Source organism: Modestobacter lapidis (assembly GCF_054780755.1).
In genome coordinates, this window is sequence record NZ_BAAGVS010000006.1 from 57,584 (window position 1) to 83,100 (window position 25,517).

A 25,517-nucleotide genomic window follows, 5' to 3' on the forward strand; every position below is an offset into this window, starting at 1 on the left:
GGTCCGACAGAACAGCTCACCCGCCGGCCCCGCTCCAGCTCGGTGCGGAAGTCAGCCCTTGCCGCCACCGTGGCCGCGGCCGGCGTTGCCCCGGTGATCGTCGCCGGACGTGTCCGCCTCGATCTGCTCGGGCTCGACCACCGGGGTGGCCGGCGCCGCCGGGGCCTCGGGAGCGGATGCCCCCCGGCCCTTCTCCTTGCCGGCGCGGTCCCGCGCGGCGGAGGAGACGGCCTGGCCGTGCTCCCGGCCGGTCGCGAAGGTCTGGCGCGCGACCTCGGAGACGGCGGCACCGTGGTTCTCGGGGTGCGGAGCCGCAGCCGGCTCGTCCGGGGCCTCGACGACCTCCGGGACCTCGACGACCTCCGGAGCATCGGGAGCATCGACGTCCTCCGGGGCCTCGACGACCTCCGGTGCGGTGGCCTCTGGACCAGTGGTCACGGTGTGGTCCGGCTCCGGCGCCCCGGTCGCCGGCGACTCGGTCACCTCCTCGAGCTCGGACGCGATCTCGGTGCCCGTCGGAGGGCTGACCTCCAGAGCCTGGGCCGTGGCGGCCGCGCCACCGCCGGCGACGACGAGCGCGGTGGCGCCGGCGGCGACCTTGGCGGTGAGGCCGGCGGACGCGACCTTGGTCAGCAGACCGGTGAGCAGGACGGACACGAATGAGCTCCAGGGTTCGGTGGACGGGTGGTGTCCTGCTGGATATCGGCACCGCCCGGTCTCACCTGGAGCAGGTTCACCCGATCGTGCGTCAGTTCGCCATGTCGACGAAGCGGCTGTAGTGGCCCTGGAAAGCGACGGTGACGTTCGCGGTGGGGCCGTTGCGGTGCTTGACCAGCATGATGTCGGCCTCACCGGCCCGCGGGGACTCCTTCTCGTACATGTCCTCGCGGTGGATCATCATCACCATGTCGGCGTCCTGCTCGATCGAGTTGTGGACCGCGATGCCCTCGGCGATGAAGTTGTGGCCCCCCAGGACCGTTGCGTCGTAGACCTCCTCCGTCCCGTCGGGCTCGATGGAGACGATCTCGTCCCAGAGCAGGTCGTTGACGGCCTGCATCTCCAGTTCTGCGTCTTCGAGCACCGCCGCGACGCGGCCGAGACGTTCCCGGCTGGGTGCGTGCTTCCACAGCGTGCTGCCGCAGAAGGCAGTGCCCATGGCGGCCGCGAAGGCGCGATGAGTCATCCCCTTCTCCTCAAGGACGGTGCGCACCCGCTCCCACACCTCGACCGGGACGGTGTCGACGTCGGTGTTGGCACCGGTCTCACGGACGATGGCCAGTAGCCGCTCCGCTGCCTCCCCACGCGACCCGTGCACCCCGATCTCACCGAGGAAACGCCGCTGGTCGTCACAGCCGCTGATGTCGAGCGTCCACCCGTCTCGGTAGCCGGTCTTCTGCACCCGCCGGATCCGGCAGGAGATTCCGAAGCGGAGCAGCAGCCGGGAGACGTCATCCACCAGGTGTCGGCTGGTCGAGGCGTAGTAGATGCGGCCTCCCCGTCCGGCCTTGGTCACGGTCACCGAGCCGTCAGTGGCCCACAGGTGGCGCAGAAAATGCGAGATCTGACGCTTCGGCAGGTGAAAGACGGGCTCCGGGACGAACTTCTCGTGGCTGCGGAGACCGAACAGGCCGAGCTCGTCGAGCCAGGCGGCGATCGGGTTGCGGCGGCCGTGCGTCAGGGGAAAAGGCGCGCGCAGCCGCAAGGTGGTGCAGCGAGCGGCCGGGTAGTCGTCGCGCACGGCGACGATGCCGAAGTGGAGGGCTGCCGTGGTCACGGCGCGGAGGTTCGCCTCGTCGATGGATGCATATCGCAGCGGTTGACGCTTGACGAAGCTGCCGTCGCCGATGAGGTGCGCCAGGAGCGTCACCTTCTCGTCATCCCACACCGTCATCTCGTCGGGAGCCGGGACGTGCCTGGGGACGCCCAGCCGGTCGCCCGGGCGCAGCTCGCCCAGCGGCCGGAACCCGTCGAAGGTGAGGAACGGGTGGTTGGCCGTCGCTCGGACCGTCTTGCCCGATGAGGTTGTCAGCCGGAAGACGTCCTTGCGGCCGGTGGAGAACACGTGGGTCAGGTGCCGGCGGACGTAACGGAGGTTGTCGTCCAACGACCAGACCGGGACGTCGGTCGCCCCGGATTCGAACAACTCGCCCATCGACGTCTCGGCGCCGGTGTCAGCACGCAAGATTCTTGTCTCTGCCGGGAGGCAACCCGACTCACGCAGGTCGGACAGCATCGGTTTCTTGTCCTGACGCTGCTCGGACCCACGGTTCAGCTGGCTCATCGCGATGACCGGGAGCTCGAGCTCCTTGGCCAGCAGCTTCAGCGCACGGGAGAACTCCGAGACCTCCTGCTGGCGGCTCTCCACCTTCTTGCCCGACGTCATCAGCTGGAGGTAGTCGATGACGATGAGCTTCAGGTCGTTGCGCTGCTTGAGCCGCCGCGCCTTGGCCCGGATCTCCATCATCGTCATGTTCGGGGAGTCGTCGATGTAGAGCGGGGCGTCGGCGATCTCGCCCATCCGGCGGGCCAACTTCGACCAGTCCTCGTCGGACAGCGTGCCGGCGCGCATGTGGTGCAGCGGCACCTTCGCCTCCGCCGACAGCAGACGCATGGTGATCTCGTGCTTGCTCATCTCCAGGGAGAAGATCGCCGCGGGCATGTGGTGCTTCACCGTGGCCGACCGCGCGATGTCCAGGCCCAGCGTGGAGTTGTGCGTCGGGATGAAACTGCGCCCGGCGAGAAAGAGGTGGTCGTCGGCGTCGACCTGGATGCACCGCACCGGCACGCTGTCGACCGGCCGGACGTCGGTGACGAACCGGGCCCCGCGCGCGGTGAACGACCGGGCGCCCCGCTCCTTGTGCAGCAGCTTCTTGCGCTCGAGCCGGAACACCTCGTCGTCGGTGCTGAACGTGAGCGTGAAGCAGGTCGAACTGCGCTCACTGCGGCCGGGGACCCGCTTGCGGGTCATCCGCACCCGGTGGCCGAGGCTGGCGATCAGCTCGCGCACGCCCTCGGCGAGCCGCTGGTTGGTGACAGCGAACTGGACGACGCCGTTGGGTGCCACGGTGCCATCGGTGTCGAGCAGGCCGGCCAGCAGCGCCCGGCGCTGGGCCACCGACGCGCGTAGGTAGACGGTGGGAATGTGCCTGTCGCCCAGCACCCCGAGGGAGCGCAGGAGTCCGGTGACGGTGCCGTGGTCGGCCCGGCAGGTGGCGCACTGCGCCAGGCCCGCTGAGGGGCCACCGCAGTCCGGGCAGGTCGCGGAACGCCCGATACCGCCGGCGGCCCGCAGCTTGCCCCCGCACCTCTTGCCGCAGGTCTGCACCTGGGAGGTGCTGGGCACGAACAGCTCGCCGCACATCGGGCACGGACAGGCCGCCACGCCGTCCCGGACCGGCAGCCGCAACGCATACCGGAGCTCGGCGGACGTGCGCTCGACGACCAGCCCCTCGGCCTCGATGTAGGCGGCGATCTCCGGGTCGGCGCTGGTGTAGTGCGCCGAGGCGGAGGTGCCGTCGCCGAGCCAGACACCCAGGGCGTACGGCGGGAGCGGCAGCGCCGCGTGCGGAAGCTCGAGCGGGGCGGCGTTGGACACCGAGTGGTTCAGCCGGGCGTCCTTCGTCGCGCAGCGGACCGTGCGGGCCAGCTCCTCCGTCGTGCGGACCGCCGCGAAGGTGCGCTGGTTGCGCGTGCGGTTGTAGCCGACGCGGGCCGCCTGGGCAGATTTCCGGCTGGCCCGATCGTCGGTGAGCCACTGGTGCTGCGCGTCGGCGACGATCACCGAGCCGTCGGAGAAGTGGACCTCGTAGCAGGGCCGCCCGGTCATGACCTCGGTCGCGGCCACGACCGTGGTGGGCCGGCCGTCGGCACCGATGACCTGGTCGCCCACGGCGACCTCGCCCATCGTCGTCCAGCCGGCAGTCGTCGCGACGGGAGTGTCCAGCGCGAGCGCCTTGCCCACGCCAGGCCTGGCCGCGATGACGACCATCTGACCGGCCTGCAGGCCGTTGGTGAGCTCGTCGAGGTCACGGATGCCGGTGGGGACGCCGCGGGCCGTGCCGCCGCGCGAGGCGATGGCGTCCAGCTCGTCCATGGTCGGCTGCAGGACGTCCTCGAGGCGCGAGTAGTCCTCGCTCATCCGCTTCTCGGTGACGTCGTAGATCTCCTGCTGCGCGCGGTCGACGATGTCATCGACGTCGCCCTTCCCGCCCGCCGCGCCGTAGCCCAGCTGCACCACCCGGGTGCCGGCCTCGACCAGCCGCCGCAGCACGGCCTGCTCGGCCACGATCGCGGCGTAGTACCCGGCGTTGGCCGCGGTGGGCGTGGAGGCGATCAGCGTGTGCAGGTAGACCGCGCCGCCCATCTTGGACAGCTGGTCGGTGCGGTTCAGCTCGCCGGCGACGGTGATCGCGTCGGCGGGCTCGCCGCGGCCGTAGAGGTCGAGGATGACGTCGAAGACGACCTGGTGCGCCGGGCGGTAGAAGTCGGGCCCCGACAGCACCTCCACGACATCGGCGATGGCGTCCTTGCTCATCAGCATGCCGCCGAGCACCGACTGCTCCGCAGCGACGTCCTGAGGGGGCTGCCGGTCGTACTCCGGCGCCGTCACCCTCGGTCGGCTGATGTCGTCGACCACTGCCACGCTTGGATCCCCCGCTCCTCCACCCGCCGGTACCGCCGGGTCATTGCTACCGCCGGGCACTGACGATTTCGCGCCCGGCGGTAGCTGGGGTGACGTTAGGAACCGTGGGGGCACCGCGTCCAACACCGGTGTGCACGCCGCTCTGCACAAGCTGTGGACAAGTCGGTGGACGACGGCGGACGGGGTGTGGGTACCGGCGGGACGGGCGCCCGTCGTCTCCCGGCAACCGGCCCGTCACCTGCACGCCCTTCCTGCACCGGCTGTGGACGGCAGAAAGTGGCGGATAAATCTCGCCCGCCACGTCACCCCGGGCGTGGCGTCCTCCCACCCGTCCCGGCAGCCCCGCGGCACGGCCGGCCGGAACGCCGCAGAGGGCGCCGGACCGGAGTCCGACGCCCTCTGTGACAGTGCTGTGGAGCGAGCTACGCAGCGACGACCTCGATGGTCACCGCGGTGCTGACCTCCGGGTGCACCCGCACCGTGACGGTGTGGGTACCCGTGCTCTTGATGCTGCTGGGCAGCTCGACACGGCGACGGTCGAGGGACGGGCCCCCGGCCGCGGTGACCGCGGCGACGACGTCGGCGGTGGTGATCCGCCCGAACAGGCGGCCACCGTCGCCGGCCTTCGCCGGCAGCGTGACGGTCAGCTTCGACAGCTGGGCCGCCACGGTCTGCGCCTCGTCCAGGGAACGGACGTCGCGGGCGGCACGCGCCCGGCGCAGGCTGGCGATCTGCTTCTCGGCGCCGCGCGTGGCCTGGATGGCCAGCCCGCGGGGCAGGAGGTAGTTGCGGGCGTACCCGCCCTTCACCTCGACGGTGTCACCGGAGGAACCGAGGCCGGTGACCTCCTGGGTCAGGATCAGCTTGGTGAGGCTCATGATCAGCGCGCCGTCGAGGTGTAGGGCAGGAGGGCCATCTCGCGGCTGTTCTTCACGGCCACGGCGACGTCCCGCTGGTGCTGGCTGCAGTTGCCGCTGACGCGGCGGGCACGGATCTTGCCGCGGTCGGAGATGAACTTCCGCAGCAGCGTCGTGTCCTTGTAGTCGACGTAGGTCGCCTTGTCCTTGCAGAACTGGCAGACCTTCTTCTTGACCTTGCGAATGGGGGGCTTGACCACTGGTTTCTCCAGGTACGACGGGTCTGAGGATTAAAAGGGCGGTTCGTCGGACGACGCCGGCGGGGTGGACCACGGGTCGCTGGACCCGCCGCCGCCACCGGAGCCACCGGAGCCGCCGAAGCCACCACCGCCGCCGCCGCCGAACCCGCCGCCGCCACCCTCACCGCGGTTGGCCTTGGTGACCTTCGCGGTGGCGTAGCGCAGGGACGGGCCGATCTCGTCGACCTCGAGCTCGACGACGGTGCGCTTCTCGCCTTCCTTCGTCTCGAACGACCGCTGCTTCAGCCGGCCGGAGACGACGACCCGCGAACCGCGGGTGAGCGACTCGGCGACGTTCTCGGCCGCCTGCCGCCACACGTTGCAGCGCAGGAAGAGCGCCTCGCCGTCCTTCCACTCCGAGGACTGCCGGTCGAACGTCCGCGGGGTGGAGGCGACGGTGAAGTTCGCGACGGCCGCACCGGAGGGCGTGAACCGGAGCTCGGGGTCCGACGTGAGGTTGCCGATGACGGTGATGACCGTCTCGCCAGCCATGGTCAGTGGGCCTCGGGGCGCATCAACTTCGTGCGCAGCACCGACTCGTTGAGGTTCAGCTGCCGGTCGAGTTCGGCGACGGCCGAGGGCTCGGCGTTGATGTCGATGACGGCGTAGATGCCCTCGGGACGCTTGTTGATCTCGTAGGCGAGCCGGCGACGGCCCCAGATGTCGACCTTGCCGATCGTGCCGCCACGGGTGGTGACGACGGACAGGAACCGGTCGAGGCTGGGAGCGATGGTCCGCTCTTCGAGCTCAGGGTCGAGGATGACCATCAGTTCGTAGTTGCGCATGGAGAAACCCCACCTCCTCTGGTCTCAGCGGCTGCAGCACATCTGCAGCAGGAGGGTCGTACATGCGTGTATGGCACGCGTCCGCCTCGGCAGGTACCGGCTCGGGACGCGCACCGACCAGGCTACCAGCGCGGCAACTAGTGTCGCCGGGGTGGCAGACCAGCTGATCGGGGTCCACGTCGGACCTGGCCTGACCGACGACAACGAGCTCCTGGACGGCGGGCCCCTCGCCCGGGCCGCGGAGATGGACGCCGACGCCGTCCAGGTGTTCCTGGCCGACCCGCAGGGCTGGCAGGCGCCCACGCCGCGGCCGGACACCGAGGCCCTGCTCGCCGGGGACGTCGCCGTCTTCGTGCACGCCCCCTACGTGCTCAACGTCGCCTCCACCAACAACCGGATCCGCATCCCCAGCCGCAAGCTGCTCGGCCAGCACGCCGCCGCCTCGGTGGCCGTCGGCGCCCGCGGGATGATCGTGCACGGCGGGCACGTGCTGGCCAAGGACGATCCCGCGGCCGGGGTCGACAACTGGCGCAAGACCTTCGCCCGGCAGGCCGAGGTGGGCGGCTTCGGGCTGCCGGTGCTGATCGAGAACACCGCCGGCGGGGACAACGCGATGGCCCGCGAGCTGGGCGCGCTGGACCGGCTCTGGGAGGCCGTCGGTGAGTTCGGCGCCGGCTTCGTGCTGGACACCTGCCACGCCTGGGCGGCCGGCTGGGACCTGACCCGGGTGGTGGACGACGTCCGGGCCGTCACCGGGCGGATCGACCTGGTGCACCTCAACAACAGCCGCGACCCGGCCGGCTCCGGCCGCGACCGGCACGCCCCGCTCGCCGAGGGCGAGATCCCGCTGGAGCTCCTCCTCGAGGTCGCCCGCGCCGCCGGCGCCCCGATCGTGCTGGAGACCCCCGGCGACGCGGCGGGCCATGCCGCAGAGATCGAACTCCTGCGGCGAGAGCTCGGGTAGGCGACGGGTCGAGCTGACCAGGGACGGCAGGAGCCGGGGTGACGCCGGTACGGGGGCCGGAGGCTCCCTGCCGGCGGCACGGTCAGCGGCTCAGCTTCGCCGGGGACGGTAACTGGCCGCGGTGCGATCCGGAGGATCGCGATGTGATCAGCCGGAGGCCTCGCAAGACGACTCGGTCAGGCGACCTGTCCAGGGGGCCTCCGGCCGGGTCGTCCGTGCCGGGCCAGCTGCGCCGCACGCGGTCGAGGTCGGGGTGCCAGACGTCGCGCACGACCAGGGCCATCAGGACGACGACGGCGACGTCCCGCAGCGTGACGGCGAGGAGGAACCACTGCACGTCCACGCCGCGGTTGTCGGTGCCCAGGTACCAGAGCATCCGGGGCACCCAGAGCAGCGCCTCGGCGGCCTGCCAGAGCAGCAGCGACCGCCAGCCGGGCCGGGCCAGCACCGCCAGGGGGAGCAGCCACAGCGAGTACTGCGGGCTCCACACCTTGTTCACCAGCAGGAAGCCGGCGACCAGCAGGAACGCCAGCTGCGCGACCCGCGGCCGCAGCGGGGCGGCCAGCGCCAGCCAGCCGACCCCGGCGGCGAGCCCGGCCAGCAGCACGGCCACCACCGCGTTCAGCACGCTCGGCGACTCACCGGCCGTCAGCGCCCCGTCGAGGATGCGGTTGCCGGTCACGTGCAGGGCGATGTTCCACAGCGTGTCCGGATCGGCCGGCCGGCTGCCGTTGAGCGCGAAGAAGCGTCCCCAGTTGTCCGGTGCGAGCACCGCGACCGGCAGGTTCACCGCCAGCCAGGCGCCGGCCGCGGCGAGCGCGGCGCGCAGCCATGACCCGAGCCGGCCGGCCCGCAGGCACAGCACGAACAGCACCCCCAGGAGCAGCACCGGGTAGAGCTTCGCCGCCGTCCCGAGCCCGATCAGCAGGCCGGCCAGGACGGGGTGCCGGCGCGCCCAGGCCCACATGCCCAGGGTGGCGAGGGCGACGGCGAACAGGTCCCAGTTGGTGAACGCGTGCACGAACAGCAACGGGGAGAGCCCCACCATCGCCGCGTCCCACGGCCGCCGGCCGGCCAGGCCGACGACGGCCCGGATGACCAGCAGCGCGCACAGCGAGAGCAGCAGGGCGGTGGCGACGTAGTAGCTCTGCACCGGCACCACCGCCGGCAGCGGCCCGGCTTCGGCGGCGAACCGGTCGTAGCCCCGGGCCAGGACGGCGGCCACCTGCATGAAGCCGCCGGTCAGCACCGGGTACTCCACCTGGGAGTCCAGGTAGGGCACCTGCCCGGTGCCCAGACCGTGCAGACCGAACAGCGGCACCGAGTCGGAGTAGCAGAAGTGGGTGTACTGCTTCGAGCCGGTCCAGTTGCCGTCGGCGCAGGGCGCCTGCTTGGCCCAGGCCAGCCCCAGGACGGCGACGGTGAACAGCAGGCACACCCGCAGCGGGGTCCAGAACAGCGCCCGGCCGATGACCGCGTGCCGGCCCCACGGCCCGCCGACGAGCTCGGCGGCCTGGGCGACGACCGGGTCGGTCCAGGTGGGCACCACCCGGTCCGGCCGGGCCGGCGTCGTCTCCACGCGCCGAGTCCCCCTGCCCTTCCGGATCAGCCAGTGGGCCCGGGCCGCTGCTGCTGGCCCTGCTGCCCGCCCTGCTGCTCCCCCTGCTGCTGGCCCTGCTCCTGCTCCAGCCGACGCCGCTCGAGCTCCGCCTCGAGCTCCTCCTGCAGCTGCTCCTGCTGCTCCTGCTCCTCCTCCTGCTGCTCCTCCTCCAGCTGCTCCTGCCGTTCCGCCGCCCGGCGCTCGGCCTGCTCCTGCGCCCGCTGCCGCTCGCGCTCGGACTGCTGGGGCTGGCTGGGAGCCGCCTCCGACGGGGGAGCGACCGGCTCCGGGGCCGGCTCGGGCACGCCCTCACCGGTGTCGCCCTTGATGATCGCCTTACTGGGGAGCGGCTCCTCCGGCGTGCCGGCCAGCGCCGCGTCCATGTACTCCTGCCAGATCGCCCCGGGCAGGCCCGAGCCGTAGATGATCGAGCCGGTGGAGGTCTCGATCGGCAGCCGCGCGTCCGTGCCCATCCAGACCGCGGTGGACAGCGACGGGGTGTACCCGACCATCCAGGCGTCGGAGTTGTCGCTGCGGTTGAGGCCCTGCGTACCGGTCTTGGCGGCCACCGGGCGGTTGCCGTCCAGCGCCCGCTTGGAGTAGCCGGCGACCTCCCGCATCGCGACGGTGACGTCGTTGGCGACGTCGGCCGGGATCGCCTGCTCCCCGGGGTCGCCGGTCTTCTCCACCAGCACCGTGCCGGCGCTGTCGACGACCCGGGCGACGAAGTACGGATCGCGCTCGATGCCCCCGGCGGCGAACGTGGCGAAGCCGTGCGCCTGGTCGATCGGCCGGAGCTCGTACTCGCCGATGCCGATGGCGCCACCGGTGAACCCGTCCCGGCTGAGCACCGGCTTGCCGTCGATCTCGGCGCCGGGCGCGTCCCACTGGCCGGGGAGGTCCATGGCGGCGATGGCGGTCTCCCGCACGTTCTCCGCCCTCACCTCGTACGCCAGCCCGTAGTACGTGGTGTTGAGCGAACGGGTCATGGCCTCGGTGAGCGTGCACGCAGCGCACTGCGCGTTGCTGGCGTTGGTGACCGGCTGGCCGGGACGGTCGGGGAACTCCTGGGGCGACGTGCCGTCCCGCCGGGCGGTCACGCTGATGCCCTGCTCCAGCGCGGCGGCCAGGGCGTAGGGCTTCATCGACGAGCCGGGCTGGCGGTAGGCGTCGGAGGCGTAGTCGAAGCCCGAGCCCGAGGCGCCGCCGTAGTAGGCGACGACCGCGCCGGTGCGCGGGTCGATGGAGACCAGTGCCTGCCGCAGGACGTCGACCGGCTCGCCCTCCATCACCGTGTTCACCGCGTCGACCGCGGCGTCCTGGTGGGCCTTGCTCACCGTCGTGGTGATCCGCAGACCGCCGGCGTCGATGTCCTCGGGGTCGTAGCCGTGGTCGGCCACCAGCTCCTGCCGGACCTGGTCCACGATCAGGCCCGCGGGGCCGTCCGGCGTACCCAGGTCGCTGGTGCCCTTGGGCAGCACCGCGGGGTACACCGCCGCGGCGCGCGCGTCGGCGGCCATCCACCCCTGCTCGACCATCGCGTCGAGCACCAGGCCCCAGCGCTCCTGCGCGCCCTCGGGGTCGGTCTCCGGGTCGTTGCCGCTGGGGCTGCGCACCAGCACGGCCAGGACGGCGCCCTGCTCGGCGGTCAGCTGCGCGGCCGGGATGCCGAAGTAGGTGTTCGCGGCGGCCTCGATGCCGTAGGCGCCGCGACCGAAGTAGATGGTGTTCAGGTAGTTCTCCAGGATCTCGTCCTTGGAGTACTGGTTGTCCAGCTTGACGGCGAGGAAGAGCTCCTTGAACTTGCGGCTGAACGTCTGGTCGGAGTTCAGGAACGCGTTCTTGACGTACTGCTGGGTGATCGTCGACCCACCCTGCGTGGAGCCGCCGGTCACGTTGTTCCAGGCCGCCCGGGCGATGCCGGTGAAGGAGATGCCCGGGTCGGAGTAGAAGTTCCGGTTCTCCGCGGCCAGGATCGCGTTGCGCGCCGGCTCGGAGACCTGGTCGAGCGGCACGTTGGTGCGGTTGCCGTCGTCGGCGGCCAGCCGGGCCATCTCGGTGACGCCGTCGGCGTAGTAGACGACGGTCGTCTGGTCGTTCTGGATGGAGTCCGGCGTCGGTACCTCGGTGGAGGCGTAGACGACGCCGACGAAGACGCCGAGCAGCACCAGCCCGCCCAGTACGAGGCCGGTCAGCCAGCCGAGCACCTTCCGCCTCTTCTGCTGCGCGGTGCGCTTGCGCTTCTTGCCGCCACCGCCGGACGCTCCGCGGGCCGGCGGGCGACCGCCGGGCGGGCGACCGCCCCCACCGCCGCCGGAGCGGCCACCGGCGCCGGAGCGGGCGGGCCCACCGGGGCGGGCGGGCCCGCCGGAGCGGGACGCACCGCCGGAGCGGGACGCACCGCCGGACCGTCCGGCGGCGGCGCCCCGGGCGGGGGTGCCACTGCGTGGCGCGGTGGTCCGGGCCGGTGGACGACGGGCGGAACCGCCGCGGGGACCGACCGGGGAGGTCTCGTCGTGGGGAGGCACGCGGGGGCCCCTTCCTCGAGTCGTGGGTGAGCGCGGCGGCGCAGGTGCACCCAGGGTGACGTCTTCAGCTGTGAGCGGGCTGCACGTGCCGCTCCGGACCGGGCATCGGCAGGGTCCGGGGCCCCAGGCCCCGGACGGGCAGCGACTACTCGGTCGCCGCCCGGCGGCGGTTCCTGCGTGGAGCACGGCCCGGGACGGGTTCGTTGCCCAGAACGCAGGAGGTGACGAGGTGATTCCAGCCGCAGCCGCGGCACACCTCGACGGTGTAGACGGAGAACTCGTCCTGGACGGCGTCCATCCGGGCCAGCTCCGGACCGGTCTTGGCCTGGCCCGACACCGGCCCGAGACCGTCGCCGTACACGTAGCTGACCTGGGTCAGCCGCTCGCGGCGGCAGACCGGGCAGGATCGGTCGGTCGGCTCACCGTGGTACTTCGCCGCCCGGGTCAGGTACGGGCTGGCGTCGCACACCTCGAACAGACCGGTTCGCCCGGAGTGCACGTCGGCCAGGACGGCGCGCCGCTGCAGCGCGTAGTCCACCACCGAGCGTCGTCCGGGCACGGCGCCAATGTACGCAAGAAGCGGCCCCCTGACCCCCCTCCTGGGGCTCGACGCGGGCGTTGTGGCTGGTGGGACGAGAGCGCGGTTCCGATGCCCGGCCCCGTCCAGCGGCTCCCGTCGAGCCGGCGAGGCGAGTGGGGACGGGGTCCTTCATGTATCGTCTCGATACATCGAATCGGCGGAGAAGCGGGGTGGCGCGTGCTCGAGTTCGCCATCCTCGGCCTGCTGCACCAGTCGCCGATGCACGGCTACGAGCTGCGCAAGCAGCTGTTCGCCGTCCTCGGTGGGTTGCGCAGCATCTCCTACGGCTCCCTGTACCCGGCGCTGAAGCGGATGCACGCCGCCGGGCTCATCGCCACCGACGAGCCCGACCCGCGCGCACCGCTGCCGGCCGACGCCCCGGCGCTGACCGGCCGGCGCGGCAAGGTGGTCTACACGATCACCGCGGAGGGCAAGGAGCGCTTCCACGAACTGGTCAGCCAGACCGGCCCGGAGGCCTACGACGACGAGGGCCGCTTCGGCGTCCACCTGGCCTTCTTCCGCCACACGGCGTCGGACGTGCGACTGCGCATCCTCGAGGGGCGCCGGCGCACGGTCGAGCAGCAGCGGGACGGCCTGCGGGTCTCCCTCAGCCGCACCCGCGAGCGGCTGGACCGCTACACCCTCGAGCTGCAGCGGCACGGGCTGGACTCGGTGGACCGCGAGGTCCGCTGGCTGTCCGAGCTCATCGACCGGGAGCGGGCGGACGGCGAGCAGGCCGACCGGGACGGCACCGTCCCGGAGGAGAACACATGAGCACACAACGGCAGGGCCCGGACGGGCCCGTTGCAGGAGGAGGATCCATGGGATCGGTCAAGGTCGCCGTCGTCGGCGTCGGGAACTGCGCAGCCTCGCTGGTCCAGGGGGTGCACTACTACCGGGACGCCGACGAGACGCAGTCGGTGCCCGGGCTCATGCACGTGCGGTTCGGCGAGTACCACGTGTCCGACATCCAGTTCGTCGCCGCGTTCGACGTCGACGCCAAGAAGGTCGGCCGTGACCTCTCCGAGGCCATCGTCGCCAGCGAGAACAACACCATCTCGATCACCGACGTCCCGCCGCTCGGCGTGACCGTCCAGCGCGGCACCACCCTCGACGGCCTGGGCAGGTACTACCGGGAGACGATCGAGGAATCCGACGACGAGCCGGTCGACGTCGTCGCCGCGCTGCGCGAGTCCGGCGCCGACGTCCTGGTCTGCTACCTGCCCGTCGGCTCGCAGCAGGCGGCGGAGTTCTACGCCCAGTGCGCGATCGACGCGCAGGTGGCCTTCGTCAACGCGCTGCCGGTGTTCATCGCCGGCACGCCCGCCTGGGCGCAGAAGTTCACCGACGCCGGCGTCCCGATCGTCGGTGACGACATCAAGAGCCAGGTCGGCGCCACCATCACCCACCGGGTGCTGGCCAAGCTGTTCGAGGACCGCGGCGTGCAGCTCGACCGCACGATGCAGCTCAACGTCGGCGGCAACATGGACTTCAAGAACATGCTCGAGCGGGAGCGCCTGGAGTCCAAGAAGATCTCCAAGACCCAGTCGGTCACCAGCCAGGTCGACCGGGACATGGGCGCCGGCAACGTGCACATCGGCCCGTCGGACCACGTGCCGTGGCTGTCGGACCGCAAGTGGGCCTACGTCCGGCTCGAGGGCCGCGCGTTCGGCGACGTGCCGTTGAGCCTGGAGTACAAGCTCGAGGTCTGGGACTCCCCGAACTCGGCCGGCATCATCATCGACGCCGTCCGCGCCGCGAAGATCGCCAAGGACCGCGGCATCGGCGGCCCGATCCTGTCGGCGTCGTCCTACTTCATGAAGAGCCCGCCGGTGCAGTACGACGACAACCAGGCGCGCGACTCCGTCGAGGCCTTCATCCGCGGCGACATCGAGCGCTAGGCCTCCCTGCAGGGTCCCGCCGCGAGCTTGCGAGGGGTGGGGGGAAGGGAGGTCCTTCCCCCCGCCCCGAGCTTGCGAGGGGCGGGGGGCAGGGAGGTCCTTCTCCTAGTGTGGGGGCATGCCGCAGCGCCGCCCCCCACTGCTCGTGCTGGCCCTGCTGGTGGTGCTGGCCCTGGTGGCCGGCTGCAGCGGCGGGACCGACGACGAGCGCGTTCCCGGCGACCCGGTCAGCGAGGCCGAGGCCGAGGTGCTGTCCGAAGTGCTCCACCGGAACTTCGAGGTCGGTGGCGCGGACTTCGTGGTCACCGCGCCCTACGCCGAGGGAGCGGTGCTCACCCTCACCGGAGAGGTCGACTTCCGTCGCGGGACGGGCCGGGCCCAGGCCGTGACCGAGTACGCCGACGGGCGCCCGGCCGAGACCCGCACCCTGTTCTTCACCGGCTCGGACATCTGGTTCGGCGACGTGCCGGGGCTGGCCGAGGAGCTGGCGGCCGCCGGCCTGCCCGAGGCGGCCTACGTCCGCCGGCCGATCGCCGCGACCGGTGCCTCGGGCACCGCATCGCTCATCGACGTGCTCGTCCAGATGGTGCCGCGGCTGTCCGCCCGCAGCGCGGACGACCCGCGCTCGTTCCCCGCGAACGGCTACACCTGGCAGGGGACGCGGTCGGTCAACGGGGAGCTGGGCTCGGTGTTCCGCAGCGGCGACGGGGCGACGATCACCGTCGGGGCCGAGGACCGGCTGCTGCTGCAGTACGTCACGCGGCTGGCCGACCAGGAGTTCGACGTGACCATCACGCTCACCGACCACGGGGAGCGGGAGATCGGGCCGCCGGCCGACGAGGAGACCCTCGACGCCACCGCGCACCCGGAGGTCGCCGCGGCGGTCGGGGTGTGAGGGGCTGAACAGCAGAGCACCCGCTGAACAGCAGAGCACGAGGGGGGCGGCCTCTTCCCCAGGTCGCCCCCCTCGTGCAGCTCCGTTCCTACCAGATGTCCGGCCGACACGCCCAGTGCCGCCGCCCCACGGACCCCAGGCGCACCAGGAGCGGGAATGTCAGTTGGCGGTCGGGTCGGCCGGTGCGGTGGAGAGCACGGCGAGCCGGCCGCGCTGACGGCGCAGCACCGACCGCCACAGCTCGGGGCCGGACGACCCGGCGAGCACGTCGGCCGGAGCGCCGGCCACGCACGCCCAGGCGCCCTCGGCGATCTCCGCGGCCAGCTGGCCGTCGGACCAGCCGGCGTACCCGGCGAACACCCGCAGCCCGGTGATGTCACCCGCCAGGTCGTCGGGGTCGACGTCCAGGTCGACCAGGTGCACCTCACCGGCGACCTGGCGCAGCCCGGTGTCCGGGGAGGCCGGACCGCGGGCGGCCGTGGTGGCCAGGCAGAGGGCGGTGTCGGTCTCGCAGGGGCCACCGACGTGGAAGACGCCCGGCTCGACGGCCAGTTCGGCCCAGCCCGGCAGGACGTCCCGGATGCGGACCTCGCTGGGCCGGCCGAGCACCACGCCCAGGGTGCCGGTGTCGGAGTGGTCGAGCACGTAGACCACCCCGCCGACGAACGTGGGGTCGGTCAGCGCGGGCATGGCCACCAGCAGCGACCCGGGGCGGACGTCGTCCAGGCAGCCGACCGACAGCACCGGCGCCGCGTCACGACGTCGCTTGCCGGCCGCCGGTCCGGCTGCGGGACGGCGTTCGGGATCGGGTGACGACGGCACCGGGTTCATCTCCTCCAGTGTGCATCAGCACGGTCCGGTGGGGGGCTGCGCCGTCGTGCCTCCGCAACCGGACGGCGTGTCCTCCCGGCCGACTGCCGGGGTACCTACAGCGCCGTACTGTGGCTGGGATGGAGCAGGCGGTGATGGACCGGGGACCGACCACCGTCCGGCACCTCCTCCACCGCGGTGACTTCGTCCGGCTGCTGCTCACCCGGCTGAGCTCCCAGTTCGGCGACGGGGTCTTCCAGGCCGCCCTGGCCGGCACGGTCCTGTTCAACCCGCAGCAGGCCACCGACCCGATCGACGTGGCCCTGGGGTTCGCCGTCCTGCTGCTGCCCTACTCGCTGGTGGGCCCGTTCGCGGGCGTGTGGCTGGACCGCTGGAGCCGCCGCCAGATCCTGCTGGTCGCCAACCTGGTGCGCGCCGGGCTGGTCACCGTGGTGGCCGGGCTGATCCTGTCGGGGGTGCAGGGCGCCGGCTTCTACGTCGCCGGCCTGGCGGTGTTCTCGGTCAACCGGTTCGTGCTGTCGGCGCTGTCGGCCGGGCTGCCGCACACCACCGACGAGCCGTCGCTGGTGTCGGCGAACGCGCTGTCGACCACGTCCGGGGCGGTCGCCTCGGTGGTCGGCGGCGGGTCGGCGATCGTGGCGACGACGCTGCTCGGCGCCGGCAACACCGGGTACGCGGCGCTGGCGATGGCCTCCGCGCTGCCCTACCTGGTCGCCTCCGCCGTCGTCGCGGGCTTCCCGCGCGCCCACCTCGGGCCCGATCACGAGACGCTGGCGGCGACGGTGAGCGCCCGTGACGTGCTGCACGGGATGCTGGCCGGCGCCCGGCACGTGCTCGCGCACCCGCCGGCGGCCGTCGTCCTCACCGTGATGAGCGTGCACCGGCTGTTCTACGGGTTGCTCACGCTGATGACCCTGCTGCTGTACCGCAACACCTTCACCGACACCTCCGGGCCGTTCCCCGGCGGTCTGGCCGGGCTGGGGGAGGTGCTCGCGGCCGGTGCCGTCGGCACCCTGCTGGCGGCCGCGGTGACGCCGTGGGCGGTGCGGCGGATGGGCAAGGGCCGCTGGATCACGCTGATGCTCGTCGCCGGCGGGCTGGGGCAGCTGGGGCTGGGCGGGCTGTTCCGGCCGGCGGCCATCGTGGCGGCGGTCCTCGCCCTCGGCTTCGTCGCCCAGGCGGTCAAGATTTGTGTCGACACCACGCTGCAGGAAGCGGTCGAGGACGACTTCCGCGGCCGGGTCTTCTCCGTCTACGACACGCTGTTCAACGTGACCTTCGTCGTCGCCCTGCTGGTCGGCGCGGTCACGCTGCCGGCATCGGGGGTGTCCTGGACGATGCTGGTCGTCGTGGGCGCCGGCTACCTGCTCACCGCCCTGGCCTTCTGGCACCTGGGTGGAGTGGGTTCGCTGCCCGCACCCCGACGCCGGCTCGACGGATCCGCTCCGCTCAGGAGCGGGCGGCCCACCAGGTGAGGAGCTCCGCCTCCGCCTCCGCCGGCTCCAGCGGCCCGCGTTCCAGCCGCAGGTCCTTGAGGAACCGCCACGCCTCGCCGACCTCGCGGCCGGGGCCGATCCCGAGCAGCTCCATGATCCGGTTGCCGTCGAGGTCGGGGCGGATCCGGGACAGGTTCTCGGCCTCCGACAACTCCTCGATCCGCCGCTCCAGCGAGTCGTAGGTGGCCGCCAGCGCCGCCGCCCGCCGCTTGTTGCGGGTCGTGCAGTCCGAGCGCACCAGCTTGTGCAGCCGGGGGAGCAGGTCGCCGGCGTCGGTCACGTACCGGCGGACGGCGGAGTCGGTCCACTCGCCGCGGCCGTAGCCGTGGAACCGCAGGTGCAGGAAGGTCAGCCGGGAGACGTCCTCGATGACCTCCTTGGGGTAGCGCAGGGCGGCCAGCCGCTTGCGCACCAGCTTGGCGCCGACCACCTCGTGGTGGTGGAAGGAGACCCCGCCGCGTGCCTCGTGCCGCCGCGTGGCCGGCTTCCCGATGTCGTGCAGCAGGGCGGCCAGCCGCAGCACCAGGTCGGGGGACGACGAGTCCGGATCCGCCGTCTCCAGCGCGATCGCCCGGTCCAGCACGGTGAGGGAGTGGACGTAGACGTCCTTGTGCTGGTGGTGCTCGTCGATCTCCATCCGGAGGGCCGGCAGCTCGGGCAGGACGACGTCGGCCAGCCCGGTGCCGACGAACAGCTCCAACGCGGCCCGCGGTGCGGGGTTGAGCAGGGTCCGGGAGAACTCGTGCTGCACCCGCTCGGCGGTGATCCGGCCCAGCTCGGGGGCCAGCGAGGTCATCGCCTCGATGACCTCCTCGTCCGGGGTGAGCCCCAGCTGGGCCACGAAGCGCACCCCGCGCAGCATCCGCAGCGGGTCGTCGGCGAAGGAGTCGACGGCCGCCCCCGGCGTCCGCAGCCGGCCGGCCAGCAGGTCACCCAGACCGCCGAACGGGTCGGTCACCGTGCGGTCGGGCCCCAGCGACACCGCCATCGCGTTGACGGTGAAATCGCGCCGGGCCAGGTCGTCGAGCAGCGAGGTGCCCCAGGCCACCGCCGGATTGCGCGACTCCCGGTCGTAGCGGTCGGCCCGGAAGGTGGTGATCTCCAGCCGTTCACCGCGTACCTCGGCGCCGACGGTGCCGAAGGCGATACCGGTGTTCCACGTGGAACTGGCCCAGCCCCGCAGCACCTCGAGGGTCTGCTCCGGGCGGGCGTCGGTGGTGACGTCCAGGTCGCCGGGCACCTGCGGGCGGCCGGCCGCCCCGGCGGCGAGCAGTGCGTCACGCACCGATCCGCCGACCAGGTGGGCCTGGAAGCCGGCGGCGGCGAACCGGGCGCCGAGCTCGGAGAGCACCGGGGACAGGTCGACGAGCTCGCGCACCGTCGCCTGCACCGCCGGAGGGACGGCCGGGGTGGGCTGGGTCCGGGGAGGGGACGGGCGACGCGGCGGCACTGTGGACACGACGATCGAGGGTACGGCCGCCGGGCGCGCTACCCTCTGGGCATGGCTGGGACGGGCGGGCGGCGGCGCCCCGGCCGCCGGTTGCGCCGGGTCGACGAGACCTCGGCCGGAGGCCTGGTGGTCGCCGACGACGAGGTCACCGGTCCCCGCGCGGCCCTCATCGGGCGCACCGACCGTCGTGGCCGGCTGCTCTGGTCGCTGCCCAAGGGCCACATCGAGATCGGCGAGACCCCCGAGGACACCGCGGTCCGGGAGGTCGCCGAGGAGACCGGCATCATCGGCGAGGTCGTCGCGCCGCTCGGGATCATCGACTTCTGGTTCGTCGCCGACGGGCGCCGGGTGCACAAGACCGTCCACCACTTCCTGCTCCGCGCCATCGGGGGCGCCCTGTCCGACGCCGACATCGAGGTCACCGAGGTCGCCTGGGTGCCGCTGACCGAACTGGGTGGCCGGCTGGCGTACGCCGACGAGCGCGCGCTGGTCGAGCGCGCGCCGGCACTGCTGGCCGACACGGCGTGAGGGCGCGGGCCACCGGCCGCGCCGTCGGTCGCCCCGTGGCAGCTGCGGTGCTGACCGGCCTGGTGACGGTGCTGCCCGGCGCCCTCGGGACGGCGCCGGCCGCAGCCGCCCCGGCCCCGGCGGACGACGCCGACCGCCCCGTGGAGATCACCCTGGACCGGCTCGAGCCGCGCACCGTGACCCCCGGTGCGCCGATCCTGGTCGCCGGCACCCTGGTCAACGACAGCGACGACACCTTCACCGACCTGGCCGTCCGGCTGCAGCGCGGCGAGGAGATCGACAGCCGGCGGGCACTGGCCGCCGACATGGCCGACCCCGACCAGGCCACCGCCGCGACCGCGCCCTTCCTGCCGGTGCCCGGCGAGCTCGACCCCGGCGACTCGCTCTCCTTCGCCTACACGACCACCGCCGAGGAGCTCCGGCTGCCGGAGGACGGCGTCTTCCCGGCGCTGATCAACGTCAACGGCACCCGCGACGGCGGCGCGGCCGAGCGGGTCGGCGAGCTGTCCACGTACCTGGTCGCCCAGCCGCCGGCCCCGGTCAGCCGCACGACGGTCGCCTGGCTGTGGCCGGTCACCGAACGCCCGCACCGCGACGCGACGGGAGCGTTCACCGACGACGGGCTGGCCGAGGCGATCGCCCCCGACGGGCGGCTGGACCGGGTGCTCGCCGTGCTCGAGGAGCTTCCGCCGGCACCGCTGCCCGGTGGCCCGGGCACGGTTCCGGTGACCCTCGCGATCAACCCGGCAACGGTGGAGGCGCTGTCGCTGATGGCCGCCGGCCCGTACCGGTTCGGGGACGACGGCCGGGCGGGCACCGGCACCGCGGACGCCGCCGAGTTCCTCGACCGGCTGCGCGCACTCGCCGCCGTCCACCCGGTCGTGGCACTGCCCTACGCCGACGTCGACGCCGACGGCCTGGTCTCGGTGGGGCTGGCGGACGTGCTCACCCGCACGCTGCCCGGCACCGAGCAGGGCACCGCCCGCCAGCCGGCCCGGTCCGGCGGCCCGGTGGCCACCGCGCCCGCCACGCCCGCCGCACCGGCCGGCACGCCCACCGGGGCAGCAGAGCCGACCGGCGACGCGGCCGCCGGGACGCCGGTACCCGGCGACGCGGCGGGCGCACCGGCCGGCGGGGACGACGGGACCGGCGCCGGCGCGGCACTGCTCCGCGAGGTCCTCGGCGTCGAGCCGGTCACCGACCTGGCCTGGCCGGCCGGCGGTGCGGCCCGCCTGGACACCCTCGAGGTCCTGCAGGCCGGTGGGGTCACCGAGGTCGTGCTCGCCGAGTCGGCCCTCACCGACGGCGAGCGGGCCGTCGGGGACACCGCCGGGACGGTGGCCGCCGCCCGCACGACCGTTCCGGCCCCGGGCGGGGAGCTGTCGGTGCTCGTCGCCGACGGTGCGCTCGCCGAAGTCGTCGCCGCGGCCGGTGCCGACCCGGACGGCGCCCGGCTGGCCGAGCAGCGGTACCTGGCCGAGCTGGGGGTCCTGACCGACCAGCTGGCCGACGAGGAGCCCGCGGCGGTGCAGACGGTCCTCGTCGTCCCACCCCGGCTCGTCGACGCCGACCCGGAGTGGGCCAGCGCCATGATCGGCGACACGGTCACCGAGCCCTGGCTCGCCGCGACCTCGGTGGGCGGCCTGGCCACCGGCCCCTCCACCGACGCCGGTGAGCTGGTGGCGGCCGACCGCGACGCGGTGGTGGGCAGCCCGCTGCCGGCGGCCGGGCTGGCCGAGATAGCGGAGACCGCCGCCGTGCGCGACGACTTCGCCGCTGCCGTGGCCGGGGACCCGGCCACCGTGCTGGCCGGCTACGACGCCGCACTGGCCCGGGCCGGCTCCGCAGCCTGGCGCATCGACCCGGCCGGCTTCGCCGACGCGGTCGCCGACCTGAGTGACACCATCGCCGACCTGCGCGACCGGGTGACGTTGCTGGCCCCGGCGGACGGCACGTACAGCCTGGCCTCCAACGACGCGCCGCTGGTGCTCACCGTGCAGAACGACCTGCCCTTCGCCGTCGACGTGCGGCTGGACCTCAGCGCCCGGGCGAACGTCGGGCTGTCCACCGAGGACGTCGGCATCACCCGCCTGGAGCCCCGGTCGCGCACCACCATCCAGGTACCGACGGAGGTGCGGCAGTCCGGCGGGTTCACCGTCACCGCGGCGCTCACCACCCCGGCCGGCGGCCCGCTGGGCGAGCCGGTCCAGCTGCAGGTGAAGAGCACCGCCTACGGAACCGTGACGCTGGCGATCACCCTCGGCGCCGGCGTCCTGCTCGGCCTGCTGTTCCTCCGCCGGCTGGTGCGTTTCCTGCTGCGCCGCCGCCGTCCCGCGGTGGAGCGGGCCGAGCCCGCCGCGGTGCCCCCGGTGCGGAGCCCGGTGTGACCTCCGGCCCCTGGGCCGGCTCCGCGGAGCACCGAGGGGCCGGGGACGGGGACGGCGACGGCAGCCCTCCGGACGACGCCGCACCGCCGCCCCCCGAGCGTCCGCGCCGCGCACCGCTGCCGCCGCCGCCCTACCGTTCCGCCAACCGGCCCGCCGCACCCCCGCCCGGGCAGCCGGCGGCTCGTCCGGCCGAGCCGGGCGCGCGGACGTGGCCTCCGGCGCCGCCACCCCCGGTGCGGCGGGGTCCTGCGCCTGCCCCGCCGACGCCGCCGCTGACCCCCGCGCCGTCGGTCCCGCCGGCTCCACCGCTGCTGTCGCCCCGCCCGCGGCCGGGCCTGCCCCCGGTGCCGCCGCCGAACCCGGCCCGCCGGCGGTTCGTGCCGGGGCCGGACGACACCCAGCTGATCCCGACGCTGCCCCCGGTCCCCGACCACGGTCCCGAGACCGAGGAGGAGGTCGAACAGCGGGAGGGTGCCCCCGGCGGCAGCCGCGGCATCCTGCGGGCCGCCGGCACGATGGCGGTCGCCACCCTGGTCAGCCGGCTCACCGGTTTCCTGCGCACGGTCGTGCTCACCGCGGTGCTGGGGCTCGGGCTGGTCGGCGACGCCTACACCGTGGCCAACACCCTGCCCAACCTCGTCTACGAGCTGCTGCTGGGCGGCGTGCTCACCTCGGTCGTCGTCCCGCTGCTGGTGAGCGCCCAGGAGAAGGATGCCGACGGCGGGGTCCGCTACGCCCAGCGGCTGCTCACCCTGGCCGTCGTCGGGCTCACCGGTCTCACCGCGCTGGCGGTGCTGGCCGCGCCGACGCTGACCGCGCTGATGGGCATCGACGGCGACCCCGGCCAGGTCGCGCTGGCCAACTGGCTGGCCCGGATCCTGCTCGTCGAGATCGTCTTCTACGGCGTGGGCGCGCTGGCCGCCGCCGTGCTCAACTCCCGCGGGGTCTTCGGTGCACCGGCCTGGGCACCGGTGCTCAACAACGTGGTCGTGATCGTCACCGGCGGGTTGTTCGTGCTGGCCGGCGGCCCCGGTGAGCTGACCCCGATGACGATCACCGCGACCCAGGTCTGGCTGCTGGGCATCGGCACGACCCTCGGCATCGCCGTCCAGGCGCTGGTGCTGCTGCCGCTGCTGCCCCGGCACGGCGTGCCGCTGCGGCCCAGCTGGGGCCTCCGCGGCACCGGGCTGCGCGAGGCCGGCACGCTCGGGCTCTGGGTGGTGGGCTACGTGCTCGTCAGCCAGGTGGGCGTCGTCGTCACCAGCCGGGTGGCCAACCGGGCGGCCGACGAGGGCGGCCTCGGCCCGTTCGCATTGGCCAACGCCAGCCTGCTGTTCCAGATGCCCTACGGGATCATCGGTGTGGCCCTGCTGACCGCGCTGCTGCCCCGGATGAGCCGGGCCGCGGCCCGGCGCGACGTCGACGGCGTGATCGCCGACCTGTCCCTGGGCACCCGGCTGTCGGCCCTGGGGCTGCTGCCGGTCACCGCAGTGCTCGTCGTGCTCGGCCCCGCGCTGGCCACGGTGGCCTTCGCCCGCGGCAACACCGGCGTCGAGGAGGCCCGCAGCGTCGGCGTCGCGCTCGCCATCGGCGCGGTCGGACTGCTGCCGATGGCGGTCACCCTGCTGCAGCTGCGGGTCTTCTACGCGATGAAGGACGCCCGCACGCCGACGCTGATCCAGCTGGTCATGGTGGCCGTCCGGGTGCCCCTGGTCCTGCTGGTGCCGGTCGTCGTGGCACCGCGGCACGTCGTTCCCGGGCTGATGCTGGTGACCAGCATCACCTTCATCGTGGGGTGGGTCGTCGGTGACGTAGCGCTGCGCCGCCGGCTGGGAACGCTGCGCGGCCGTCGGGTGCTGGGCAGCCTGCTGCGGCTCTCCGCGGTGACGCTGGCCGCCGGGCTGGCCGGCTGGGCCGCCGTCGCGGCGCTCGACGGGGTGCTGGGACGCTCGGTACCGGGCTCGCTCGTAACCCTTCTCGTCGGTACCGTGGTCATCGGCGTCGCGGTGGTCGCGGGAGCCGTGGTGGCGAGGGTCCCGGAGGTCACCGGGGCGCTCACCGGGGTCCGAGCCCGGCTCGGACGCAACTGAATGGGCAGGGGGTCGGCAGCGTCCGTGACGTCGACGACCACCGGCCTGCCCGACCGGTACCGCCCTCTCGACCAGGCCGCGCCGGACGAGCAGACCGCCACCGGCGTGATCCGCTCGTGGCGGGCCCGCGACCGCGTGCTCAACCGGGACGTCGCGCTGCGCGTGCACACCCCCGGTGGTCCCGCCGCCCGTGAGTGGATCACCCGGGCCCTGACCGCCGGCGGGCTGGCCACCCCCGCCCTGGCGATGGTCTACGACGCCGCCGAGGGCACCGGTGGCGACGGCGCCGGCGGCGCGGCCTACGTCGTCAACGAGTGGCTCGAGGGCAGCACGCTGCGCGAGTGGCTGGCCGCCGAGGGGCCGCTGCCCGAGCGCGAGGCCCGGGCGCTGGTCCGCCGGCTGGCCGAGGGCGTCGCCGAGGCACACCGGGTGGGCCTGGCCGTCGGCGGGCTCACCCCCGACCACGTCGTGCTGCGTCCCGGTGGCCTGGCCGGGCTGCTGTCCGTCCCCGCCGCCACCGGCACCGTCACCGGCGACATCGCCGCGCTCGGCGCGCTGCTGGAGCTCGCCCTCACCGGGCACACCGGCACCGACGGCACCGCGCCGGCGATCACGTCACCCGACCTGGCCGCGCTCGTGCGCCGGGCCCGCTCCACCGACCCGGCGAACCGGCTGTCCAGTGCCGCCACGATGGTCACCCTGCTGGCCGTCGAGCGCCCGCGCACCGGGCCGCAGGAGCTGGCCCGTCCCGACGCCCTCGACGACAGCGGCTGGCTGCGCCGGCTGCGCGACCGGCGCGACCTCGCCGACGCCGCGGATGCCGGCGCCCACCGGTCCGACGACGGGGACGGCCGGCCGCTGCGCGCCGGCCGCGGGCTCCCGCCGGTCCCGGCCGGCGCCGGCCGGGACGGCGCGAGCCGCTGGGCGGCCGAGGAGGAGGACGAGGAGCTGGACTGGGAGTCCACCTTCGACGCCGAGGCCGAGCCCGACGACGACCCGTACCGCACGCCGGCCGACGAGCCGGGCACCGAGCGGTCGGCCCGCCGCCGGCTGGCCCTGATCGGGCTGCCGCTGCTGGCCCTGGCGCTGGTCGTGGCCTTCGCGATGTGGTTCGGCAAGAACGTTCTCGACGTGGCCGCCTCGGTCGACGAGCCGATCGGCTCCACCCCCTCCGCCGGGGCACCGGCCGGCGCCCCGGCGGAACCGCCGGCCGAGCAGCCGCCGGCGACCACACCGGCGCAGATCACCGGGGCCACCGTGTTCGATCCGTTCGGCGACGGCGAGCCGGAGAACGACGACGAGGTGCCCCTGTCCTACGACGGCGACCCGGCCACCACCTGGTCGACGCTGAACTACCGGGGGTCCCCCGACTTCGGCAACCTCAAGCCCGGCGTCGGCGTCCGCTACGACCTCGGCTCGCCGCAGGAACTGGCCGGGGTCGCCCTGACCACGACCACCCCCGGCGCCACGGTCGAGGTGCGCACCGGCGCGGCCGCCGGCGGCGAGCTCGACGACTTCCCGGTCGCCGCCGCCGGCACGCTGGCGGGCACCGACGAGCTGGCTTTCGAGGAGCCGGTGACCGCCCGGTACGTGCTGGTCTGGGTGACCGGGCTGGTCCCCGCCGACGAGGGCTTCAGCGCCACCATCGCCGAGGTCGCCCCGCTCACCGCCGGCTAGGGGAACC

The 25,517-nt window shown here is 73.6% G+C and carries 20 protein-coding genes; 9 read left to right on the top strand and 11 right to left on the bottom strand.

Annotation, left to right across the window (positions count from 1 at the left end; translation table 11 throughout):
• Positions 1–51: 51 nt before the first annotated feature.
• From ACYVG5_RS09530 to rpsF, 6 genes are all read right to left on the bottom strand, one after another.
• Positions 52–657: a hypothetical protein gene (locus ACYVG5_RS09530; RefSeq protein WP_222048354.1), complete on the bottom strand. Its 606-nt coding sequence runs from the start codon at positions 655–657 to the stop codon at positions 52–54.
• Between the two features lie 91 nt (positions 658–748).
• The gene (locus ACYVG5_RS09535; RefSeq protein WP_222048356.1) at positions 749–4,642 is read right to left on the bottom strand and encodes a replicative DNA helicase; all 3,894 of its coding nucleotides are present in this window, start codon (positions 4,640–4,642) and stop codon (positions 749–751) included.
• A 422-nt stretch (positions 4,643–5,064) separates the two neighbouring features.
• Positions 5,065–5,520: a 50S ribosomal protein L9 gene (gene rplI / locus ACYVG5_RS09540; protein ID WP_222048357.1), complete on the bottom strand. Its 456-nt coding sequence runs from the start codon at positions 5,518–5,520 to the stop codon at positions 5,065–5,067.
• Positions 5,521–5,522: 2 nt separating this feature from the next.
• A complete protein-coding gene (gene rpsR / locus ACYVG5_RS09545) occupies positions 5,523–5,759 on the bottom strand; it encodes a 30S ribosomal protein S18 (protein ID WP_222048359.1) in 237 nt (78 codons plus the stop codon).
• 30 nt (positions 5,760–5,789) lie between these two features.
• On the bottom strand, positions 5,790–6,290 hold the full coding sequence (locus tag ACYVG5_RS09550) for a single-stranded DNA-binding protein (RefSeq protein WP_222048361.1): 501 nt from the start codon (positions 6,288–6,290) through the stop codon (positions 5,790–5,792).
• 2 nt (positions 6,291–6,292) lie between these two features.
• Positions 6,293–6,583, bottom strand: coding sequence for a 30S ribosomal protein S6 (gene rpsF / locus ACYVG5_RS09555; RefSeq protein ID WP_222048363.1), 291 nt, complete (start codon positions 6,581–6,583; stop codon positions 6,293–6,295).
• 151 nt (positions 6,584–6,734) lie between these two features.
• Here rpsF and ACYVG5_RS09560 point away from each other — a divergent pair, with 151 nt between their 5' ends.
• A complete protein-coding gene (locus ACYVG5_RS09560) occupies positions 6,735–7,547 on the top strand; it encodes a deoxyribonuclease IV (RefSeq protein ID WP_460683127.1) in 813 nt (270 codons plus the stop codon).
• Positions 7,548–7,629: 82 nt separating this feature from the next.
• Here the strand turns inward: ACYVG5_RS09560 and ACYVG5_RS09565 are convergent, their stop codons facing one another.
• The 3 genes from ACYVG5_RS09565 to ACYVG5_RS09575 form a co-directional block, all read right to left on the bottom strand.
• Positions 7,630–9,126 (bottom strand): glycosyltransferase family 87 protein, encoded by a 1,497-nt coding sequence (locus ACYVG5_RS09565; protein ID WP_460683128.1) that lies wholly within the window; start codon positions 9,124–9,126, stop codon positions 7,630–7,632.
• A 26-nt stretch (positions 9,127–9,152) separates the two neighbouring features.
• Positions 9,153–11,354, bottom strand: coding sequence for a transglycosylase domain-containing protein (locus tag ACYVG5_RS09570; protein ID WP_460683129.1), 2,202 nt, complete (start codon positions 11,352–11,354; stop codon positions 9,153–9,155).
• A 466-nt stretch (positions 11,355–11,820) separates the two neighbouring features.
• Positions 11,821–12,234 carry a DUF5318 family protein gene (locus ACYVG5_RS09575; RefSeq protein WP_460683130.1) on the bottom strand — a complete coding sequence of 138 codons (414 nt, stop codon included), beginning with the start codon at positions 12,232–12,234 and terminating at the stop codon, positions 11,821–11,823.
• Positions 12,235–12,432: 198 nt separating this feature from the next.
• On the opposite strand from ACYVG5_RS09575, the gene ACYVG5_RS09580 reads away from it, so the two are divergent.
• The 3 genes from ACYVG5_RS09580 to ACYVG5_RS09590 all read left to right on the top strand — a co-directional run bounded on the left by ACYVG5_RS09580 (position 12,433) and on the right by ACYVG5_RS09590 (position 15,051).
• Positions 12,433–13,029: a PadR family transcriptional regulator gene (locus ACYVG5_RS09580; RefSeq protein WP_222048367.1), complete on the top strand. Its 597-nt coding sequence runs from the start codon at positions 12,433–12,435 to the stop codon at positions 13,027–13,029.
• A gap of 47 nt (positions 13,030–13,076) precedes the next feature.
• The gene (locus ACYVG5_RS09585; protein ID WP_222048369.1) at positions 13,077–14,156 is read left to right on the top strand and encodes an inositol-3-phosphate synthase; all 1,080 of its coding nucleotides are present in this window, start codon (positions 13,077–13,079) and stop codon (positions 14,154–14,156) included.
• A 118-nt stretch (positions 14,157–14,274) separates the two neighbouring features.
• Positions 14,275–15,051: a hypothetical protein gene (locus tag ACYVG5_RS09590; protein WP_222048371.1), complete on the top strand. Its 777-nt coding sequence runs from the start codon at positions 14,275–14,277 to the stop codon at positions 15,049–15,051.
• Between the two features lie 159 nt (positions 15,052–15,210).
• Here the strand turns inward: ACYVG5_RS09590 and ACYVG5_RS09595 are convergent, their stop codons facing one another.
• Positions 15,211–15,882 (bottom strand): YqgE/AlgH family protein, encoded by a 672-nt coding sequence (locus tag ACYVG5_RS09595; RefSeq protein ID WP_222048373.1) that lies wholly within the window; start codon positions 15,880–15,882, stop codon positions 15,211–15,213.
• Positions 15,883–16,001: 119 nt separating this feature from the next.
• Here ACYVG5_RS09595 and ACYVG5_RS09600 point away from each other — a divergent pair, with 119 nt between their 5' ends.
• Positions 16,002–17,357 (top strand): MFS transporter, encoded by a 1,356-nt coding sequence (locus ACYVG5_RS09600; RefSeq protein ID WP_246630186.1) that lies wholly within the window; start codon positions 16,002–16,004, stop codon positions 17,355–17,357.
• Here ACYVG5_RS09600 and ACYVG5_RS09605 read toward each other — a convergent pair.
• A complete protein-coding gene (locus ACYVG5_RS09605) occupies positions 17,332–18,837 on the bottom strand; it encodes a CCA tRNA nucleotidyltransferase (protein WP_460683131.1) in 1,506 nt (501 codons plus the stop codon). The two genes, ACYVG5_RS09600 and ACYVG5_RS09605, sit on opposite strands and share 26 nt — an antisense overlap.
• 42 nt (positions 18,838–18,879) lie before the next feature.
• Between ACYVG5_RS09605 and ACYVG5_RS09610 the strand changes: the two genes are divergently transcribed.
• The 4 genes from ACYVG5_RS09610 (at position 18,880) to ACYVG5_RS09625 (ending at position 25,510) form a co-directional block, all read left to right on the top strand.
• Positions 18,880–19,356 carry an NUDIX hydrolase gene (locus tag ACYVG5_RS09610; RefSeq protein ID WP_222048375.1) on the top strand — a complete coding sequence of 159 codons (477 nt, stop codon included), beginning with the start codon at positions 18,880–18,882 and terminating at the stop codon, positions 19,354–19,356.
• A 35-nt stretch (positions 19,357–19,391) separates the two neighbouring features.
• Positions 19,392–21,743, top strand: coding sequence for a DUF6049 family protein (locus ACYVG5_RS09615; RefSeq protein WP_460683132.1), 2,352 nt, complete (start codon positions 19,392–19,394; stop codon positions 21,741–21,743).
• 344 nt (positions 21,744–22,087) lie between these two features.
• Positions 22,088–23,833, top strand: a complete 1,746-nt coding sequence (gene murJ, locus ACYVG5_RS09620) for a murein biosynthesis integral membrane protein MurJ (protein ID WP_460683133.1) — start codon at positions 22,088–22,090, stop codon at positions 23,831–23,833.
• A 24-nt stretch (positions 23,834–23,857) separates the two neighbouring features.
• Positions 23,858–25,510 (top strand): hypothetical protein, encoded by a 1,653-nt coding sequence (locus tag ACYVG5_RS09625; protein WP_460683134.1) that lies wholly within the window; start codon positions 23,858–23,860, stop codon positions 25,508–25,510.
• The last annotated feature ends 7 nt before the right edge of the window (positions 25,511–25,517 follow it).

What these genes read in the sequence shown, in the direction of transcription:
- ACYVG5_RS09610 (WP_222048375.1), top strand. Translation starts at nt 18,880, where the DNA reads ATGGCTGGGACGGGCGGGCGGCGGCGCCCCGGCCGCCGGTTGCGCCGG.
- ACYVG5_RS09595 (WP_222048373.1), bottom strand. Translation starts at nt 15,882, where the DNA reads ATGAACCCGGTGCCGTCGTCACCCGATCCCGAACGCCGTCCCGCAGCC.
- ACYVG5_RS09585 (WP_222048369.1), top strand. Translation starts at nt 13,077, where the DNA reads ATGGGATCGGTCAAGGTCGCCGTCGTCGGCGTCGGGAACTGCGCAGCC.
- ACYVG5_RS09600 (WP_246630186.1), top strand. Translation starts at nt 16,002, where the DNA reads ATGGAGCAGGCGGTGATGGACCGGGGACCGACCACCGTCCGGCACCTC.
- ACYVG5_RS09550 (WP_222048361.1), bottom strand. Translation starts at nt 6,290, where the DNA reads ATGGCTGGCGAGACGGTCATCACCGTCATCGGCAACCTCACGTCGGAC.
- rplI (WP_222048357.1), bottom strand. Translation starts at nt 5,520, where the DNA reads ATGAGCCTCACCAAGCTGATCCTGACCCAGGAGGTCACCGGCCTCGGT.
- ACYVG5_RS09590 (WP_222048371.1), top strand. Translation starts at nt 14,275, where the DNA reads ATGCCGCAGCGCCGCCCCCCACTGCTCGTGCTGGCCCTGCTGGTGGTG.
- rpsF (WP_222048363.1), bottom strand. Translation starts at nt 6,583, where the DNA reads ATGCGCAACTACGAACTGATGGTCATCCTCGACCCTGAGCTCGAAGAG.